Origin of the sequence: Yersinia entomophaga (genome assembly GCF_001656035.1) — a bacterium.
Taxonomy (GTDB): domain Bacteria; phylum Pseudomonadota; class Gammaproteobacteria; order Enterobacterales; family Enterobacteriaceae; genus Yersinia; species Yersinia entomophaga.
Window position 1 is genome coordinate 2,648,434 of record NZ_CP010029.1, and the last position, 19,534, is coordinate 2,667,967.

Genomic DNA, 19,534 nt, shown 5'->3' on the forward strand with positions numbered 1-19,534 from the left:
TTACTATTAAATCGCACACTATTTAAATGGTTTTACAATAATAAGTGTAGAACAGATTGGAGCCATGTCATTGTGGCTCTCATCTATGGAAATCAGATTTCCTGCAACAACTTCTCTCGCAATGATTCAAGCTGTTGTTTTATATCTACTAATTTATCAAAATCACAGTCTGCAGCGCACATCACCGCTTCTGGAATACCCTGAGCCTGCTCGCGCAACGCACGACCTTGCTCGGTCAAACGGATGATCACCTGCCGCTCATCATTGGATGCGCGGGTGCGGATCAGCAGTTCTGCGTTTTCCATACGTTTTAACAATGGCGTGAGAGTCGCGGAATCCAAAAACAGCCGTTGTCCAATATCCGATACCGTCACTTCATCCCTTTCCCACAGCACCAGCATCACCAAATATTGCGGATAGGTCAGACCCAGCTTCCCCAACAGCTTACGATAAACTTTATGCAACGCCAGATTGGCGGAATACAGTGCAAAGCACATTTGCTGGTCAAGCAGTAACGGATTCTTCAACGTCAGGCGTCCAATTCAAAAACTATGGATTCAATATATATAGTGTGCGATGTAATCGCAAGCAATTTCAGCTCAAATAAAAAGCCCCCAGTAAATGGAGGCTTTCTGCGCTTACTTTACTTAGTTACTTAGCTGGCGCGTCTATTTTGGCATCAATGCGTTGCAGCATATACGGATAGAACGGATTTGATGAAATACGCATCAGAGAATCTAATCCCACTACCAGCACCGCTCGCTCCCCGCGCGCAGCAAAGGTGCCCAAGCTGATACCGTACTGATCCCGAGGTTCCGGATAGCGGCCATACAGCGAATCGCTCATTGGGAAAGGCAAAGCCACGTGAGACAGCGAGAAAATGTCCGGTGGATAAATCAATCCGGTCGGTACTGACGTTTCCGTGGTTTCACCGGCCAGAGTGGTTATGGCCAAAGTGTCGTTACTTTCCGGTGACACATTGGTAATTACCGTGGTGTTGTAGTTACGCGGCGGCGGCGGCAACAAACGAGCCAACGCGGTATAAGACGACGTGCGTAATAACGGGCCAAAGCTAGCGGCGCGGTTTAAATCAAACAGCACCACTTCACTGCCATTTTTTGGCAGGTGATTGTACAACGCGGTAACCACAGCGCGGGTACTAACGGTGGAATCCATCAGCGACTGGAAGGTCAGAATGGGCGGCAGACTTTCCAGTTTGTTATCTCGCGCATCGCGGGAAATCTGCTGTTGCAGCGCCGCCGTCAACAGGTAGGATTGTCGAGCCGCATTTACCGGGAACGAATTGTATTTAAACGGGTTAAACTCCGGCACTATGCCCAACCAGGACGCTTTTGCAAACGCGGGGAAAATAGCGGGCCAGCCAGCGATACCGGCAAAACGGGCAAAACTGGTGACGCCAATCATCGGTGAAATCAGGATCACTCGCTCAGGTTTCGCTAACTGCGGATCTTCCAGAGAATCCAACGCATACTTCATCGCCAGCGCGCCGCCGTTGGAAAAGCCCACAACATGCAGCGGCAACTCTTTTCCGCTCAATATCTTGGCTTCACGAACCGCCAAACGGGTAGCGGCCATCCAATCCTGCCAATCCACATCCGTCAACGCCGCAGGTACAGAACCATGAGCCGGCAAACGAATACCGACAGCCACGTAGCCTCGTTGACGATAATTTTCGGCAATATGACGTAGGCTGTATGGCGTATCGGTTAAACCGTGTAATAAAACCACCGCCCCTTTCGGCGTGCCTTCCGGATTCAATATATAAGAACGGTTCCAGTCATTGGCAAAATGCGGGGAATAAATAGGGCTACCGGAATAGTAACGGTTTAACGGCACCTCAACTCTGGGTTCCAGCTTGTCCGTCACATTAGCTTTAACTTCGGCAAAAACATTGTCTTCCGCTTTCAGATAATCCGCCCAGTTGGCTTTATCTATTTCTCCCGCCCGCATTTCATGGGGAACAAAGGTATGCCAAAGCTCAAGTTTAGGGCCTCTTTGCGTATCGTAAATTCGCACGGCCAATAGGGTAACGGCAATCACCACCACTACCAGTACAATTCGTTTAATCCACCGCGTAATAGCTCTGGTAGGCATGCGTCGCTACTCCCGACCTGTATTAGGAATCAATATAACATTGAGTTTATCACCATTCGGCAATCCCAGTATCTTAACCGGATTTCATTCGGCTAGAATAGAAGTTAACGTTGAATAAATAAGCAATTGGTTAATTAAACGACTAAAACAACCTGCGCTATTTTCCACTAAGGTAAATAAAGACCCTAGTTAAAATTGAATCTCACAAATTCACTATATGGATAAAACATATGAATAGCCCTCAAACTGAGCCAACGACCAAATCAGGTAGCGGCTCGCGTCGTGATTATCTTCGCTTCCATCACACTCACGAGCATCTGTCCGGCCCCTTTGGCAACGGCTGGTTTGCGCTAAAAGCAGAGGCTTTCGCCCGATTTTTTGGCACTCCGCTTTTTCTGGGAGCACAAACGCTGATTGTTGTTCTGTGGATCGGTGCCAACGTTATGGGTTTCGCCAAATTTGATATCTATCCCTTTATCTTGCTGAATCTGGCGTTCAGCTTACAGGCCGCCTACGCTGCGCCGCTGATCCTGTTGGCTCAAACTCGTCAGGCTGAACGTGATAAAGCCAATGCCGAAGCTGACGCACAGCACCGGGAGGCGCTGGCTATCGCCAATGAGGAACGACAGAAAATGGCCGCGACCATGGCCGAACAAATGCTGGAATTATTGCGCCAAAATACCGAATTGACGAAGTTAACACATCAGCTGGCAGCGAAAATTAATGCGTCAACGGCGGGGAAATCAAAAGAGAGTTAAAACGAAAGTGAAGTAGTGAAGTAGTGAAGTAGTGAAGTAGTGAAGTAGTGAAGTAGTGAAGTAGTGAAGTAAAACAGGCTGCATCAAGCAGCCCGTTCATTCCTTTCCTCAACGTAGTTTAAGACTCGCTACGCTCTGTCAGGTCAACCGGTGTTGCCGACGCTTTTCGCGCCCAAATCCACCATGCCAGCGTCATTAATATAATCCAGCCTAATCCTACATACATCGCAATCCGAGTATCCGGGAAATAGCCCAACACCATAATAATAAAGCCCATAAACAGAATGGCCAGCATTGGTGCTACCGGCCAGAATGGCACCGGGAATGCCAGACGAGAGGCACTTTCCTTACTCATGGAGCGGCGCATGGCTACCTGCGAAATCAGGATCATCAGCCATACCCACACGGTGGCAAAAGTGGCGATAGAGGCAATAATCAGGAATACATTCTTCGGAATCAGATAGTTAAGAACCACACCGCACAGCAAAGCCACTGACATCACTAAAATCGTCATCCAGGGCACGCCATTACGCGTCAGGCGGCTAAAACATTTAGGTGCCAATCCTTCCTGAGACATACCAAACATCATACGCCCCGCGCCGTAAATATCGCTGTTGATCGCGGATATTGCGGCAGTGATCACCACCAAATTAAGGATATTTGCCGCAGAACTGATTCCCAGACTGCTGAAAATCTCAACAAAAGGGCTCCCATTCTGCCCAATGCTATTCCACGGATAAATCGCCATCAGCACTAATAACGTCAGAACGTAAAACAGCAAAATGCGCACCGGCACCGTGTTGATGGCCTTCGGAAGCACTTTTTCCGGATTCTTCGCTTCGCTGGCGGTAACCCCAATGATCTCAATACCACCAAAGGCAAACATCACGACGGCAAATGAAGCTATCACGCCACTGATGCCATTCGGCATAAAACCCTGATGCGACCACAAATTACTTAAGCCAGTGCTTTCATGCCCGGCACCAAAGCCAAACATCATAATGCCCAAACCTGCGGCGATCATGGCGATAATTGCGGTGACTTTCAGCAATGAAAGCCAAAATTCCATTTCGCCAAATACTTTAACACTGCACAAATTCAGCGCGCCGATAAAGAAGATAATGCTGAGCACCCACACCCACTGCGGCGCGTCTGGGAACCATAACCCCATATAGATACCGAACGCGGTAACGTCGGCCAGCGCCACGATGACCATCTCAAAAGTATAGGTCCAGCCGGTCAGAAAGCCTGCTAACGGCCCGAGGTAGCGACCGGCATAATGACCAAAAGAACCTGCCACCGGATCGTGCACCGCCATTTCACCCAACGCTCGCATCACCATGAAAACGGCTGCGCCACCAATTAAGTAAGCCAGTAACACCGCCGGGCCAGCCAGACGAATCGCCTCAGCCGAACCATAAAACAGCCCGGTACCAATGGCCGAACCTAACGCCATAAAGCGAATATGCCGCGCGCTAAGACCGCGTTTGAGCGTGGATGAATCATTTTTCATGGTGCATTCTCGCAATGTTTAAGCCCTTTCAGGCAGGGGTTCAGAGAGGGTGATACCAGTATTTGGAATCACCCATAAGATCTGTTTTTATTATTTTATGAAAGGCTTGGAAGCAATCCGGCAGGCATCAACGCATTTAAATGGCGCTGAGACAGCAGTTGACTGGCGGCTTCAATGTCGGGAGCGAAGAAGCGATCTTTATCATAATAGGCCACCTGTTCTCGGAGCAAATGGCGCGCAGATTCCAGCGTATCAGACGTTTTTAAGCCCTTACGTAGATCCAGCCCCTGACAGGCCGCCAGCCACTCAACCGCCAGAATCCCGCGCACATTTTCGGCCATTTCCCACAGGCGCTTACCGGCTCTCGGTGCCATAGAAACGTGGTCTTCCTGATTCGCAGAGGTCGGGATGCTATCCACGCTTGATGGAAAAGCCAGCCCTTTATTCTCACTGGTCAGCGCCGCGGCGGTCACCTGTGCAATCATAAAGCCGGAGTTAACGCCGCCGTTATCCACCAGGAACGGCGGTAACTGGGACATATGTTTATCCATCATTAACGAGATACGACGCTCAGACAAAGAACCTATCTCGGCCAGCGCCAGCGCCAAATTATCTGCCGCCATCGCCACCGGTTCCGCATGGAAGTTACCGCCAGATAGCACGTCGCCCTGTTCGGCAAAGACCAATGGGTTATCAGACACTGCGTTCGATTCAATCGCCAGAACTTCGGCAGCCTGACGCATTTGGGTCAGACACGCGCCCATAACCTGCGGCTGACAGCGCAGAGAATACGGGTCCTGCACTTTTTCGCAGTTTCTATGGGAATCAGAAACCTGGCTCTTTGTGCCGAGCAAGTGACGGTAAGCATGGGCGGCGTCAATTTGCCCTCTCTGACCACGTACCTCATGAATGCGAGCATCGAACGGACTACGCGAACCCAACGCCGCTTCAACCGTCAGACCGCCACATACCGTCGCGGCCGCATACAAATCTTCCGTTTCAAACAAGCCGCGCAGCGCATAAGCGGTAGAAACCTGAGTCCCATTGAGCAGCGCCAGCCCTTCTTTCGCCGCCAACGTCAGCGGCTTAAGACCGGCTTTTGCCAGCGCATCGGTGGCTGACAACCACGCCCCCTGATGACGAGCCTTGCCTTCACCCAACAACAGCAAACTCATATGCGCCAGAGGTGCCAAATCGCCTGAAGCGCCGACGGAACCTTTTAACGGAATATGGGGGTAAACCTCGGCATTAATCATCGCAATAAGCGCCTGAATCACTTCCAGACGAATACCGGAAAAACCGCGAGCCAGACTATTTACTTTCAAAACCATAATCAGGCGCACGATAGCGTCATCATTGGCTTCACCGACGCCAGCCGCGTGAGAGAGTACGATTGAGCGCTGTAAGTTTTCCAAATCTTCCGTCGCAATACGGGTTGAAGCTAGCAATCCAAAACCGGTGTTAATACCATAAGCGGTGCGTTTCTCGGCCAAAATGGCCTGCACGCAATCCACACTTTTCTGAATTGGCCCATAGGATTCATCATCCAGGATGATGCGTACCGGCTGCTGATAAATATGGCGCAGATCGGCCAGCGTCAACTGACCCGGACGCAGTGTCAGAGTTTTCATGCTTTTTTCCCTTGAGTGGCGGCAACCATCGGCAAGTTAAGCCCTTGTTGTTGCGCGCAATTGATCGCAATCTCGTATCCCGCATCGGCATGACGCATCACGCCGGTGGCCGGATCGTTATGAAGAACTCTGGCAATACGTTCTGCGGCCTCATCGCTTCCGTCGCATACAACGACCATGCCGGAATGCTGTGAGAAGCCCATGCCTACGCCGCCGCCGTGATGCAGAGAAACCCAGGTCGCGCCGCTGGCGGTGTTGAGTAATGCGTTAAGCAACGGCCAGTCAGAAACTGCATCGGAGCCGTCCTGCATCGCTTCAGTTTCCCGGTTCGGGCTGGCGACCGAGCCGGAATCCAGATGATCGCGGCCAATAACGATAGGGGCAGACAGCTCGCCACTGCGAACCATCTCATTGAAAGCCAGGCCTAATTTTGCCCGCTGACCTAAACCGACCCAGCAAATACGCGCCGGTAATCCTTGAAAACTAATACGTTCGCGCGCCATATCCAGCCAACGATGCAAATGCTCATCATCTGGAATCAGCTCTTTTACTTTGGCATCAGTTTTATAAATATCTTCCGCCTCTCCAGAGAGCGCAGCCCAGCGGAATGGTCCAATACCGCGACAGAATAATGGACGAATATAGGCAGGAACAAAGCCAGGGAAATCAAAAGCATTACTGACACCCATGTCTTTGGCCATTTGGCGTATATTGTTGCCGTAATCGAAAGTCGGGATACCCATTTTTTGGAAAGCCAGCATGGCTTCAACATGCTCGGCCATAGAGGTTTTAGCCGCGTTGACGACTAAAGTTGGTTCGCTTTGCGCGCGCTGACGGTACTCTTCCCAGCCCCAACCTTTCGGCAAATAACCATTAAGAGGGTCATGGGCGCTAGTTTGGTCAGTCACCATATCCGGGCGAACGCCACGGCGTACCAATTCCGGCAGAATTTCGGCGGCGTTACCGCACAAAGCAATAGAAACGGCTTCGCCAGCAGCGGTATATTTTTTGATTCGCGCTAACGCATCGTCTAAATCCGTTGCTTGCTCATCCACATAGCGCGTTTTTAAACGAAAATCGATGCGGCTTTGCTGGCACTCGATATTCAACGAGCAAGCGCCCGCCAGAGTGGCCGCCAGAGGCTGCGCGCCGCCCATCCCGCCTAAACCGGCGGTGAGAACCCAGCGCCCTTTTAGGCTACCGTTAAAATGTTGGCGGCCTGCTTCCACAAATGTCTCATAGGTGCCCTGTACGATGCCTTGACTACCGATATAGATCCAACTGCCTGCGGTCATCTGACCGTACATTGCCAGCCCTTTCGCATCCAGTTCGTTAAAGTGCTCCCAATTGGCCCAATGTGGCACCAGATTGGAATTGGCGATCAGCACTCGTGGCGCGTTGCTGTGAGTTTTAAACACACCAACGGGCTTACCGGACTGAATCAACAGCGTTTCGTCATCATTAAGCTGTTTCAGGCTTTCAACAATTTTGTCGTAACATTCCCAGTTACGAGCCGCTCGGCCAATTCCGCCATAAACCACTAATTCCTTAGGATTTTCAGCCACCTCAGGATCCAGGTTGTTCATTAGCATGCGCAGTGGCGCTTCGGTAAACCAGCTTTTGGCATTCAGTTGCGTACCACGCGGGGCGCGAATTTCACTATCACGAAATCTGTTTTCAGCAGTCACGGCAATTTCCTTCAACAGGGTTTCTGAGTGCCAATAGGCACTGCTCGCTTTGGATGTTTATTAACATATACTCGTATAGACAAGTATAAGCAAGCTAAGGAATAACAACTGACTTTTGAAGATAAATGACGGTGTGAAATTACAAAAACACTTTATAATCAATTAGTTATATTTGTATCAAAATTGATATATATCGGTTCAAAAGAATATTAGACGTGATATCACTAACAAAACCAGCATAAAATTGGTCTATTTTTGCGCACAAAATCACATATATTTCACATTTGGTTCACATAAATCACTATAACATTTAACGCAAATGATAATTATTCACGTTAAATGGCCATCCCATCGACAAGCTATTTAACATAATATTATTGGCAGTGAACAACCTTCGGCGGTAATTGGAATGACCATGATGCCATCGATTGTTGCGGATTTATGTCCAAAGAATGGCGCTGGCGAAGACCATCCGAATCGGCCTTCAAAGCCTTATCTTGCTGGCTTTTCGGCCAGGGCTGCTGCATATTTTTTCTAGCAACATTGGCTGTGGTATTTTCTCTTTGCGACAAGGTTCCGAGCAATCCGAGAAAACCCGGCGTTAAAGCGGCAGATTTCCCCTGATAGTGGTTAATCTGTGGCCCTTTCTCACTCATGCTCAAAATCGCCTGAGCCGGACCAGCTAAAAAGTCTGATACATACTGCCACGCCAGCGCCTGCCGCTCATCGTAGCTCAGCCCTTTCCCATTCTGGTTCATTGGCTCCAATACCTGATCCTCCCACTGTTTCTGAACCCAGCATCCAGTACAGCGAATAGCATGAGCTAATAGAAAATCACCGTCGCTTTGATACAGCTTCCACACCGCCATTATTCCCAAATCCTGCGCATGATTACCGGCTCCTTTTTGCAGTTCGACATAACGTTGAAACAGCCGTTGCAGCGGATTACTCGTCGTTTCCTCCTGTTGCTGGAACAACCCTTCGGTCAAATTACGGCTATCCTGCGCAGTCTTGATACTTTCTTCAACCGCAAAACTTAATGCCTCTCGCCAAGCCTGCCATGCGCGGAGCGACACTTTGGTTGAAGCCGCTGCCGACCGAGGCTCCGGCATCAGCCACCGCTCGATACGCTGCTGCCATTGTTGCTTTATTTTGTGCAGATATCCCATGTTCGGTGATCGCGTAGTATATTGATCGAGAATGATTAAACGCCGGTGTTCTTGTAACCAAGGCTGGCTCTGCGCTTCGGAAATATCAGATAATTGCAGATTCATTTGTCTGGCAAATTCCATCGACGGACTACTACCCTGCCTGATACTTAACAAACGATCCTGCCACTCCTGCGCGCTCAATGGCGGAAAATCCTCATTAACCACGTTAAATAGAAGCTCTAGCCAGTTTTCCTGCCGAATAGATGGCCATTGCTGGCGAAAAGCGGTAAACGTTGTCAGTGCAATATCATCGCCAACCGCCTGTTCAACGGTTTCCAGCCAATCATTTACCTGCTGTACGCGGACTAACGTCCAAAGATCGGGAAAATCGTCCATAGACAAAGAATGGAGCCAGATGTTAACTGCAGGCTTTACCGAAGCATTAGATGCACTGGCCAGCAACCAGCGCCATTGGGGATCGCTTTCTACTAACCGAGCCAATAATTGCCGTAGCTGAGTTAACTCGCTTTTTTCCGGTTGTAATCGCCATTGCGCACGCTGCAAAGCTAATTGGATGTAAGGTAATAAAATAGGAGCGGCAACATCAGAAACTGGTTTTTTGACATAACGTAGCCGTTCAAAAGAATCGACAAGATAATCGTGCTCGAAAAGGCTTTGTTTAACCAAAATATACTGAGCCAACGCCAGTATCATTTCACGCTGCCGTATTGGTGCTTCAGTGCGGAAGCGGTCATAATAGCGGCGAAATTCCTCTGTGATATTTCCCAAATCAGCAGGAGCGCTTTCCAATAGCGCTTTTTCAATAGTTCGATGCTGCCATTTCAATATGGGGATAAAAGGGAGATAACTCAGCGGCGAATCTTGCCAGCGCTCGTTGATCTGTAATTGAGTAACCAACGCATTTGGATCGAGACTTTTTATTTTAAAAGTGATTAATGCCCAGCTCCGCCATCCCCAGAGAACCATTAATCCGAATAGCATGACTAATAATCCTATTCTGGCCTTTTTATGGCAAAATCCCCGCCATAGCGTAATAAAGATACGCAAAGCTAAAGACCGCTGAGCCCACATTCCCGCCCCGTGGAGGAGCGTTACTTTCTTAATCATAGGTCGAGCCTGTAAGCATCAAAAAAACTCAATCCACGAAATAACAGAGAAAAAAAGGAGTACAATAATAGATGCTGACCATCTCCTATTAATAACTCGATTTAATATCAACTTAATTATTGATTTTTTCCTGGAACACATCAGTTTATGGCTAATATCAACTAATTTGAGATAACAATACTCAGGCAAGCATTTTTCTTCATTGGCAATAGTTTTATCCAGGAAAATATCGTTGTCCTTGTTATATTTCCCATGAAATCCTAGCCGCAGGCAAAGTAAATAGACCATTCGAAGCTCATTTTCATTTTTATCAATTTTTTCTAGCTGGTTGAAAAAAACATCCCCACCGGTAGTGGTCTGAAATAATTGTGTTTGCAGCAAAATATCTTTCCATTGCTTAGCATAAGAGAGCGAGGAGGATAAAATAAACTCATCAAACCAAACCATGACAGCCAATAATGCCCGATCGCATTCAGAATCACTATAGCCCTGCGACTCCGCGGCTTTCGCCGCCCTTTCAAAAACCTCTGTGGTTTTTTCACGAACATACTGATAATTATGGTTAAAATCAGGCTGTTTTTCCAGAATCAAAGCGAAACGAAAAACATCTACATAACAGTCAATTAATGTCTTCATAATGCCACCGAGCACATAATCTCATTTTCCTGAGTTAATAGTGCGCTTAACAAATAAGGTATAATCCACTGCCTGTTAAAATACATGTTAATCCACTCCCTGCTTATCCTTGATTTATCCTGCTGAAAGCAGCCATAGCCAAATATCTCATAACGCAACGGGACTTATCTGATAGATTCACAAATAATATTAAAAGAGTACATCATTGCTAGATATTCGACAGATTAATTATCATTAAAATACATGTAAAAACATTAAGGACCGATTTAATACTTAATTATTTAACAAACTGAGCCGTAGCATAAAAAACTCATTACTCATTATGAAGGTATGGCAACGTAACTCTTACAAAAAAAGGTTATTTAATTCATTAAGCGTGCCACTTTTAATTATTATATAGAACAATAATTTAATTTCTTTCTAACCGCTAAACCTCCAATTTATAGCTGAATCCTACTTACCGGATTAGACAGCGACCCGAATTGCTCCTGCCAGAAGAAAACAGAGAATGTGTTTTGGACGATTTTTTTGGATGGGTATTTGTAACTAAAAAATCACCATGAAATTCTATACACATTTGTGGCAGATTTAAGGGGGGCGCGGAACATCACAGACGTGAAGTGACAGTATCATAATGATATATGATGGTTTTCTAGACTGTTTTGGAGGTAACGGGAGAAATTGTGGCGATGGCGGGAATGTAGGTGTAGCGAGCGCTACGAGAATACGCTGGGTACATGACGGGCCAATCCATATTGGTTAACAGACGGTCACGGCGAATGGTATTCACCGCACCAAAGCGGAATCGAGCTGGGTCATATTTCTTATCCTTCAGTGAATTACCTAACAAGCTCAAGGCGCAGTAATGCGCGTATCGTCTAGAATTACTGCAGTAATATGTGTATGAAATTTGATTGAATGCCAAAAAAACGTCTTTTCATTGAGGAGATTAGCCTAGGCAGTTGTATAAGTGGCTTCACTTCTCTCATGATTCAGTGAACCAACTTGTTTCCTACCTCAATATAGTGATTGATTTGCTTAGCCAACATCCCCCAAGGAACGAAACATGTTACGAGGTTCTGAAAAAAAGAAGCGCTGAAAAGTTTAGATCGCGTACGCCAGTACTACGAATCACAAGTTGAAGCCACCCAAACAGAGGTTAACAATCTCAATCTGCTACGTCAGAAATGCAGCAAGACCTTAATGGCTCATATTAAAATCTGTGTTAACGATCTGACAAATATGCCAAAAACATTCCACAAGTCATGGAATGAATTCAAATAGGCAATCTCTATATTCGACAATACTGAGGAAAAAATCGAAACCGAATATCGTAACACCCATATTGAACCAGAAAGAGTTAGATATTAATATTTGAACTCATCATGCACCAGCCTTCAAAGACTCTATTCTATTAATTAGTAATTCAATATCATCATAGATGAATTTAGAATAGAATATCCTTCTGGGATAATTCTTCAATTCTGCATGAGCCACGTTCTCAACTGGAGATGATATTTGCCACAAGATATTACCCTCACCAGACTCATCCCTGAAAGAAAAAACAGTGAAATCATCAAGAAAAGTACCAAAACTTACAGAGTAGCTTCTCGCTAAATCACTTAAATCGTTCTTTTCATCGTCATAAAAATCATCATCGGATATACACAACGCTTCATTTAACTTACAAAATATCGCCTCTTGAGATTCACCCCCCAAAATAGGTTGTAACCTTTCCTTTTTCATTATATCCATAAGACCGCCAACCAAGTAACCATCAAGATATATTAACTCTGACAATGCGCCTAAACTATTACCCTCAAACCATAATCTGGCATACCCCATAAATAATTTTGAATCAGAAATGTCATATTCAATTCCAACAGTCGATTTTGTTCCTATCATATTAGGCATACTCAACATCCCTTCATATTTCTTGCGTACTTAGGTACGTTTTTCTTATCTATGGCACGAGGGTTTCCGCGTATATCTACACCATCGGTTGAACCATTCCAATGGAAGGCACCTGAACCATCAGCAGCACTACTTTGGAACCTATGCCAATTAGCTTTCTTCCCCTCACCTACTTTTGTCCAACTTGTTTTAGGATCATTAGGATCTAGCTGGCTTTGTCTAAACAGCTCCTCATGATTCGAAGGCAATACACTTTTCGATGAATTTTGCCCAGAATAAACGGGACGGCTACAGCGATGGTCAGCCGGTGGATATTCCGCATGGGCGATGGGTGGATTTGCGGTTGGAGATGCCAGTGGGTGAAATCGAGGGTTCAGAATAGGCTCATATGATACGTAAAGGGCAACTTCAGCACCCTGCCGGAGAGCATCTATCACCGGCAGAACAATTTTATTTGTTGGCCGCCTAAAAAACAGGCAACACAATTTTTGCCGACACAGCAATGTTAATGCGACACAACCTTTTCATTGTCAGTTAATGTGAGCTCAAATTTGCGCTGATTGCGAGCCCGACCGTTTTCGATTGCAAGCCGTTACACCTAAGCATGATTCTTGGCTTCTTATCCCACCCCCAAAACTCGCTAGTCGCCATTGAATAAACCAATATATTTTAGCCCATTATACTGATCTTTAATTGGTCGTTTTATCACTAAGTTGGGATCTTGATACCAAAATATTGCATTAGCTTTTTTAATACCCAAATTATCACATTCACTTTTTACTAATGATAATTCATCCTGATCAACAGCAGCATCGAGTAGTATCTCATCTAAAGACACTTCTTGCTTATGTCTAGGTATCATGCCAATGAAGTCATCATCATACCATTGGATGCCGATGTCTTTGCAAAACGCACACTGCCTATAATTAGGGTTATTAAAGTCTCCCTCAACAGAATAATCCAACTCAAAGTATTCCATGTATTCCTCTTCTGAGGAGAAATTAGTTCCAATCCAAACGTGTACTTTATTTTCCATATTTAACACCTGCTTAGTTTCATGTGACCTTTATGATGTCTAGCTATTATCTTCTTAGCATCAGCTTTAGACGTTGCACCTTCTAAATCAGCAATTAACTTATTATGGAAATGTCTACCAGACCGGCTACCATGGTGCCCTCCATCCGGCACAGGAAGTCCTTTAGAATCAGTTACATTAGTGAATGTGATTCTATCCGTGTTTACAGCGTATTTTTTTAACTCCTCAGCGCTAAAACCTAACTCTTTGGCTTTAGCTGCTAACGAAACAGGGAATAATTCATGTTTTCCGCCGCTTCCCCTTAAGGCCGATGATACTGACGCTTTATTGTCTATAACATCTTGAACTGAATCAGCATTAAACCATTCGTTAAACTTACCGAATCCCCAAGGAGTCAACCCCGCGGATCCGTTCAAGTTAACAGAGCATTCACATACTTATAAATTCATTTCGTCCGCGAACAAGATAATGATTCGGGCGAAGCAGAGGGAATAGAAGACCGCTGTTCGAGATGCGAACTAATGTCAATATCACCATGATTTCATATCATTTATAGAGCTAACTTCTAAAAATTCGATACCATAATTCAATGCGCAATTCTTTAAAGAAGATACTAGTTCTCTATCAAACAATATAAAACTGTCCCCTGCTTCTGGCATGTAATGGTGATATATAAAAAAACCACAACCAAAACTTATTATTTTTTTTATAACATCACTTTCGTATCCATGATTGTTGGATAGATTTGAAATCAGAGGCTTTGCAGGTGGCGGGTCTAAACTAAGCGATTTTCTCATTTTTATTTCATTTTTCTTTTCAATTATTTGATATTTATCTAATTCCACACTTAAGTGCTCAATTTTTTCATTACTACCATATAGATAAGCACCTTTATTTTTGACATTTCCCACACTAATTAATTTCACATTTGTTGAATTATCTGCATTTTTATAGAAATACATATTAGGGAATGTATCATTAATGATTTTCAAAGAAGTACTAGTAGTAAATCCATAAGGCCCGTAGTTATTGATATCAACATCATATTGATAACACAAGCAATAAGCTATTGAGTCAAGATCAGAGCTTATTACTCTATTCCAATCAGGAACCGGAAATTTTATTAATCGCTCTTTGATTACCATGTAAATATAACCTCTTCGCCTTTAGTGTTAATTGAATGAATATGTCCGGAGTCATGGTGTTTAGGTATATTTGGCATGCCAGCGTCAGGATGTCCATCGGGATGTTCAAACCATTGGTTTTTTCCATTAGGATTCCGGCGACCTAATTTTTGAGCACCATCAGCTTTCATCTTTCCCCATTTATCCCCACGGCTAGTTGGATTTAAATCATTCAAGCTAATGTCTTGACCGCCGCGAGAAACCCTCGGAACTTGTGCATGATTTTGAGCTTGCCTTAAAGCATCATTTCGACTTTTAGCCTTTATGACTCTACAACTTGCCAAGCCCCAAGGGTCGATCCAACTCAGCGGATTCGGCGCATATTGATATAAATTCAGTCCGCCCAGTAACCCGATCGGGTCAGGCGTGATAAACCGACCGACTTCCGGTGCATAATAGCGGTAAGTATTGTAGTGTAACCCGGTTTCTTCATCCAGATATTGCCCGGCATAACGCAGCGGCTGCCTGAACTGCCCCAGCGGTTTGCTGAGGTTGCGCCACATCGCCTCCGTCTGGCGGGTCACCTGCCCAAACACCCCATATTGCCCTGACCACACCATGTCGCCCTGTTTGTTGGTCACTTCCTGCGGTGAGCCGTTCAGGTCGGTATGATACCAATACAACTGGTCTTCACCGTAGCGCCGTTCAATGCAGGCCAACGGCGTATAGGCTTCGTTCGGGTCGTAACAGTAGGTTTGTTGGCTGTCTGCGGTGCGGCTTTGCAGCAACCGCAGTCCTTGCCACAGAAAATGCGTTTCGTGCCGCTCCTGCCGGGTGCTCACGCTCTTGCTCAACCGGCGGCCTAGCGCATCATAGTGGTACTGCGCCTCAAACAATCCCTTCGGCCCGTCCCCCTTGGCCCCCACCAACCGGTTATCTCCGTCGTAGCGATAACGCTGGATACGGGCGCTGTCCTGCCTGACCACCATATTGCCAAAGGCATCATACTGATATTGCCACTGCTCCCAGCGGGTGAGGCGGTTATCACGGTAAGGCTCGCTGCCACCGGTATGGGGTGAACTCTCTGGCGTCTGTAGCGGCACTATCAGCGCATTGTCGGCCCGGTCATAACGCACCGAGGCTTGCCCACTGTGTGCCGAGTAGACGTGACGTAGCCGTCCCTCTTCATCGTAACCATAGCTCACGGTGCCCCGGTTGCTGTCTTCCACCGCAGCCAGTTCATGCATATCGTCATAATGATAAGCTCGCCACAGAATCCCTTGCTCCGGGGAAGTGAGTGCCTCGGTAATCCGATGGCTGACGCTGCTCTGCCACTGGCGACGCCCCAGACGGTCATACTGCCGGTGCTGCGTCAGGGTGCCTTGCGTGCGGCTGGTTTCCCGGTGCAACGCATCGCGCTCAAATTCACTGACTATCTGGTCATTGAAGCGGATGGCGGTGACATGCCCGGAGCCGTAGTGGTGCCAATGGAACTGGTCGTCATTTGGCAGTCCCAACGTGGTCAGGTTGCCCAACGCATCGTATTGGTAGGTCAGCGCCTCGACGCCGTTATGCTCCCTGACGACCCGGCCCAGTTTATCCCGTTCAAAAGTGACGGTATTAGGCTGGATACCCAGTTTTTCACCCTGTTCGGTGGGGGTACGGCGGGCGCTGAGCAGATTGCCCATCACGTCCCACTGGTATTCCACCCGTTCGGTCTGTGTCTGGCGTTCAATCACACGGCCTGCGGCATCATAGACAAGCTGACTGGGTTTCTCGGGCCGTTGGCCTTCATCGTCTGCCGTGCCGCGTTGGGTGACCGCGCTCATCTGCCCATCGGCATCGTAAGTGTAGCCATAACGTGTATCGTCCGGGCGCTGTTCTTCCTGTAAGCGGCCTTCCGCATCACGGCTAAAGCGATACACCCCGCCATTGTCGTTATCCAGACTGAGCAAACGCCCTTCAACATCGTAGTTGTAGCGGATAGCCCGGTTCAGGCGGTCGGTGGTACTCAGGGTTTGCCCACGTGCGTTGTAATGCCAATGGCGAGGCAGGTTGTTCCCCAACTGGTGGCTGAGCAACAGCCCAGCTTCAGACCAGCCAAACTGCTCGGTGGAGCCATCCGGCAAGGTCAGTGTGACCAGTTGGCCTACATCGTTATATTCGTAGTGGGTTTCCTGCTGCAACGCATCCCGGCGGGAAAGCAGTTGACCCAAGGTATCGTAGCGCCAGGTCGTCGGCTGGCCGGAACAGTCGGTGTAAAGGGTCATCAACCCCAGCATGTTCCAGTCTAAGCGGCTCTCCCCACCCCGCGCATCGGTCATGCTATCCGGCAACAGCGTGTTGTCACGGGGGTAATGATACTGAGTTGACTGTAACAACCGATCGGTTTCCTGTACTACCCGTCCTTGTTCATCCCATTGGGTACGTTCTGACGTGCCATCCGGCCAGAACACAAAGGTCTGTCGGTCGCTGTTGCGCTGATACTGCCAGCGCGTTTTCGCACCATTGGCCTCGGTGACCGACACCAGCCTACCCAGTTCATCCCACTGGCACTGGCGCAGATGCCCCAGCGGCGAGCGGTAACCGGCGGGTTGCCCTACGTCGTCCCACAACAGATGATGCGTGTTGCCAGAGCGGTCGGTGTAACGGCTGACACGACGGTGTTCGTCCAACGCCCACACCGTCTGGCTGCCATCCTGCCAGGTGGCAATACGTTGACGCTGCTCTTCATCATAGGCCAGTCGGTAGCCATCGCCTTCACTGGTGTGCTGTTCAACCACACACCAGATGTCGTCAATCTCTTGCCACTGATAGTCACAGCGCAATCCCGTGGCATTCTCATGCCATAACAGCAAACCGTTATGTTCATCCCAGCCAAAGCGGCGCATCACCGCCTCACCCCGGTGCTGTACCGCCACCAGTTGCCCTTTCTCGTTATACTGGTAACGGGCACGCAGCACCTCACCAGACACCGTGTGCTGCCAGACTGCCGTCAGACGATTCAGTTCGGGATGGTACTCACAGCGCAGGGTTTGCCCACGGGTACAGGTGACGCTCTCCATCTGCCGTTGTGCGTTGTAGTGGAATGACTGCTGGTTACCGACATTATCGCTGATGACACCTAGAGGAGCACGGCCCTCGGCATCAAAGGCCGGGTAGTGGTAACGCAGTTCGCCCGCATCGTGGACAGACCAACGGCCATCCTCATGATGCGTGAGCCAGCACTGCTGGTCAGGGCAGAACGTCTGGTGGCCTGCGGGCACATCCGGGAAGGGAATGAAGTCGCCATAGGTGTTACGCCACAGAATACCGTCTTCCACCTGCCGCAGTTCACTCTCCCAGAACAGGCTCCAACCGCGTCCCAGCACGCCCTCATAGACATGGCTGCTGAGATAGCGACGCTGCCAGAACAGGGGTAATTCACCGTCGAGAGTAAAATCCAGTTCGTCGTCATCATTGAGGAATTTCTGCCCGGTCGTCACGTCCACCGGTTTAGCCAGAACGCCTGCCACCGACGCTACTATTGCCAACGGGGCCAACCGACAGGCGATTTTGGCTATCTTGTCCGCGCCCGGCAGTTTGGCAAATAACTTTTGAATCGCGCCCGGCCCCTTGCTGGCCGCCCCCCCAAAGCTTATCAGGCCCGCCGCAAACATCGTCAGGTCAGACACGGTGTAGGCCCATTGGGGAATTTCAGTTGTGATGCTTTCCGTGGTGGTCGTACCGCCACCAATAAACACGTTGGGTGACCCCGCCATGATGGTGGCATCACAGGTGGTTTTATCGCTCTTGCGGGCGGCTGGCAGGCCATTGATAAACACAGAGGATGAGCCCTGAGCCACCTGCTGAACCTTGTCCTTGTCGCAGTTCACCGTGCTGAGTGACGAAACAGCCGCCGCTTTGCCATTGGTAAAGACATTGCCCGAGCCGGTGATAATGGCACCGCTGGGACTCATCGAACCGGCTCCAGCCTCAACACCGGCATCCCGCGCTTTCTCCCCCAGGGCGTTCGCCGCCATACCGACGGCAATCGAGGCCCCAATCAGCAGAATACCGACACCGAGACACGCAGACGCGCACCCGGCAGCAAACAGCATCCCGCCCAGAATGCCCCCGGCAACGTTGATGATTCCGCCTAAAATCGTTCCACCAATCAACCCGGCGATAGCCTGAGAATGGCCGATGGGATCACCGACGCGTGCCGCTTCCAGCATGAGTATTCGCTCCTGTCCGTGTGCGAAAGATTAGGGGTGTTGGTAACTGTTTAAGCAATCAGAGAAGAAGGCTTCATCCTGTTCACTCAGGGCATGAGCACTGGTCAGCGTGAAAATCAGCACGGTGGAGGCCGAAACCAAAAACGCCGCCTGACGTTGATGCAGTGTCTGGCCTTTTTGCGGATGGTAACGGTAAAGCAGCGTGATGCCATGGAACAGGCTATCGCCCAAGACTGCGGGCTGTTCGTCGAGAGCCTGGTACTTGCGCAGACCTTTTTGCAATACCTCACGCTGGCGAGCGAGATAGGCTTCAAAGCTTTCGTCCGGGCGTAACTGGTCACGGGAAACATTGAGTGAGGGCTTTTGCGGGGCAATCAAAATATTGACGGTCTGCTCACGGTAATCAGCAGGCAAGGCGATACTGCCTTCAGTGAACACACAGCGTAGGTCTGACACCTGATTCATCCTTGAAATCCATTCAATATCCTTATCAATGTCATGTATATTTATCATACTGCGATGGAAAAATCAGGAAAATCGATAAAAATGCGGCTGGTTACATCATGCTGGCTGATGTGTCAGTGTCAGTACATTTCTAGGATTATCTGATGAGAATGTAAGTA

The 19,534-nt window shown here is 48.2% G+C and carries 15 protein-coding genes and 1 pseudogene; 3 read left to right on the plus strand and 13 right to left on the minus strand.

The genetic code is table 11. From position 1 onward, the window contains the following. Window positions 1–92 precede the first annotated feature (92 nt). Both PL78_RS12095 and PL78_RS12100 read right to left on the minus strand, forming a co-directional pair. Entirely contained in the window at window positions 93–497 is a 405-nt protein-coding gene (locus PL78_RS12095; RefSeq protein WP_064515810.1) for a MarR family winged helix-turn-helix transcriptional regulator, read from the minus strand. Between the two features lie 154 nt (window positions 498–651). Beyond that, entirely contained in the window at window positions 652–2,115 is a 1,464-nt protein-coding gene (locus tag PL78_RS12100) for an alpha/beta hydrolase (protein WP_064515813.1), read from the minus strand. Window positions 2,116–2,345: 230 nt separating this feature from the next. Between PL78_RS12100 and PL78_RS12105 the strand changes: the two genes are divergently transcribed. Continuing rightward, window positions 2,346–2,873: a DUF1003 domain-containing protein gene (locus PL78_RS12105; RefSeq protein WP_064515816.1), complete on the plus strand. Its 528-nt coding sequence runs from the start codon at window positions 2,346–2,348 to the stop codon at window positions 2,871–2,873. A gap of 118 nt (window positions 2,874–2,991) precedes the next feature. Here the strand turns inward: PL78_RS12105 and PL78_RS12110 are convergent, their stop codons facing one another. The 6 genes from PL78_RS12110 to PL78_RS12135 form a co-directional block, all read right to left on the minus strand. Beyond that, the gene (locus PL78_RS12110) at window positions 2,992–4,386 is read right to left on the minus strand and encodes an amino acid permease (protein WP_064515819.1); all 1,395 of its coding nucleotides are present in this window, start codon (window positions 4,384–4,386) and stop codon (window positions 2,992–2,994) included. Window positions 4,387–4,481: 95 nt separating this feature from the next. After that, window positions 4,482–6,017: a histidine ammonia-lyase gene (gene hutH, locus PL78_RS12115; RefSeq protein WP_064515822.1), complete on the minus strand. Its 1,536-nt coding sequence runs from the start codon at window positions 6,015–6,017 to the stop codon at window positions 4,482–4,484. Continuing rightward, a complete protein-coding gene (gene hutU / locus PL78_RS12120) occupies window positions 6,014–7,705 on the minus strand; it encodes a urocanate hydratase (protein WP_064515825.1) in 1,692 nt (563 codons plus the stop codon). Before hutU ends, hutH begins: the two co-directional genes overlap by 4 nt. Before the next feature lie 374 nt (window positions 7,706–8,079). Continuing rightward, a complete protein-coding gene (locus PL78_RS12125; protein ID WP_128821877.1) occupies window positions 8,080–9,984 on the minus strand; it encodes a hypothetical protein in 1,905 nt (634 codons plus the stop codon). A gap of 18 nt (window positions 9,985–10,002) precedes the next feature. Next, on the minus strand, window positions 10,003–10,620 hold the full coding sequence (locus PL78_RS12130) for a DotU family type IV/VI secretion system protein (protein ID WP_064515829.1): 618 nt from the start codon (window positions 10,618–10,620) through the stop codon (window positions 10,003–10,005). A 1,383-nt stretch (window positions 10,621–12,003) separates the two neighbouring features. Then, on the minus strand, window positions 12,004–12,534 hold the full coding sequence (locus PL78_RS12135) for a hypothetical protein (protein WP_064515830.1): 531 nt from the start codon (window positions 12,532–12,534) through the stop codon (window positions 12,004–12,006). A 259-nt stretch (window positions 12,535–12,793) separates the two neighbouring features. Between PL78_RS12135 and PL78_RS21185 the strand changes: the two genes are divergently transcribed. Further along, a complete protein-coding gene (locus PL78_RS21185; protein ID WP_256966713.1) occupies window positions 12,794–12,916 on the plus strand; it encodes a phage tail fiber protein in 123 nt (40 codons plus the stop codon). A gap of 3 nt (window positions 12,917–12,919) precedes the next feature. Beyond that, window positions 12,920–13,003, plus strand: a pseudogene (locus PL78_RS20285) (IS6 family transposase); the annotation flags it as partial. A 171-nt stretch (window positions 13,004–13,174) separates the two neighbouring features. Here the strand turns inward: PL78_RS20285 and PL78_RS12140 are convergent. The 5 genes from PL78_RS12140 to PL78_RS12160 all read right to left on the minus strand — a co-directional run bounded on the left by PL78_RS12140 (window position 13,175) and on the right by PL78_RS12160 (window position 19,376). Next, complete coding sequence (locus tag PL78_RS12140; RefSeq protein ID WP_064515833.1) at window positions 13,175–13,570, minus strand: immunity 22 family protein; 396 nt, start codon at window positions 13,568–13,570, stop codon at window positions 13,175–13,177. Window positions 13,571–13,572: 2 nt separating this feature from the next. Continuing rightward, a complete protein-coding gene (locus PL78_RS12145) occupies window positions 13,573–13,968 on the minus strand; it encodes a hypothetical protein (protein WP_064515836.1) in 396 nt (131 codons plus the stop codon). A 132-nt stretch (window positions 13,969–14,100) separates the two neighbouring features. Next, entirely contained in the window at window positions 14,101–14,715 is a 615-nt protein-coding gene (locus PL78_RS12150) for a hypothetical protein (protein ID WP_064515839.1), read from the minus strand. Then, window positions 14,709–18,911, minus strand: coding sequence for an RHS repeat-associated core domain-containing protein (locus PL78_RS12155; protein WP_084414330.1), 4,203 nt, complete (start codon window positions 18,909–18,911; stop codon window positions 14,709–14,711). The genes PL78_RS12150 and PL78_RS12155 overlap by 7 nt, the downstream gene beginning before the upstream one ends. Window positions 18,912–18,941: 30 nt before the next feature. Next, a complete protein-coding gene (locus PL78_RS12160) occupies window positions 18,942–19,376 on the minus strand; it encodes a DUF1795 domain-containing protein (protein ID WP_064515843.1) in 435 nt (144 codons plus the stop codon). Between the last annotated feature and the right edge of the window lie 158 nt (window positions 19,377–19,534).

Coding starts and splice junctions, on each gene's coding strand:
- PL78_RS12095 (WP_064515810.1), bottom strand. CDS start 497: ATGTGCTTTGCACTGTATTCCGCCAATCTGGCGTTGCATAAAGTTTAT.
- PL78_RS12100 (WP_064515813.1), bottom strand. CDS start 2,115: ATGCCTACCAGAGCTATTACGCGGTGGATTAAACGAATTGTACTGGTA.
- PL78_RS12105 (WP_064515816.1), top strand. CDS start 2,346: ATGAATAGCCCTCAAACTGAGCCAACGACCAAATCAGGTAGCGGCTCG.
- PL78_RS12110 (WP_064515819.1), bottom strand. CDS start 4,386: ATGAAAAATGATTCATCCACGCTCAAACGCGGTCTTAGCGCGCGGCAT.
- hutH (WP_064515822.1), bottom strand. CDS start 6,017: ATGAAAACTCTGACACTGCGTCCGGGTCAGTTGACGCTGGCCGATCTG.
- PL78_RS12125 (WP_128821877.1), bottom strand. CDS start 9,984: ATGATTAAGAAAGTAACGCTCCTCCACGGGGCGGGAATGTGGGCTCAG.
- PL78_RS12130 (WP_064515829.1), bottom strand. CDS start 10,620: ATGAAGACATTAATTGACTGTTATGTAGATGTTTTTCGTTTCGCTTTG.
- PL78_RS12135 (WP_064515830.1), bottom strand. CDS start 12,534: ATGCCTAATATGATAGGAACAAAATCGACTGTTGGAATTGAATATGAC.
- PL78_RS21185 (WP_256966713.1), top strand. CDS start 12,794: ATGAATTTTGCCCAGAATAAACGGGACGGCTACAGCGATGGTCAGCCG.
- PL78_RS12140 (WP_064515833.1), bottom strand. CDS start 13,570: ATGGAAAATAAAGTACACGTTTGGATTGGAACTAATTTCTCCTCAGAA.
- PL78_RS12150 (WP_064515839.1), bottom strand. CDS start 14,715: ATGGTAATCAAAGAGCGATTAATAAAATTTCCGGTTCCTGATTGGAAT.
- PL78_RS12155 (WP_084414330.1), bottom strand. CDS start 18,911: ATGCTGGAAGCGGCACGCGTCGGTGATCCCATCGGCCATTCTCAGGCT.
- PL78_RS12160 (WP_064515843.1), bottom strand. CDS start 19,376: ATGAATCAGGTGTCAGACCTACGCTGTGTGTTCACTGAAGGCAGTATC.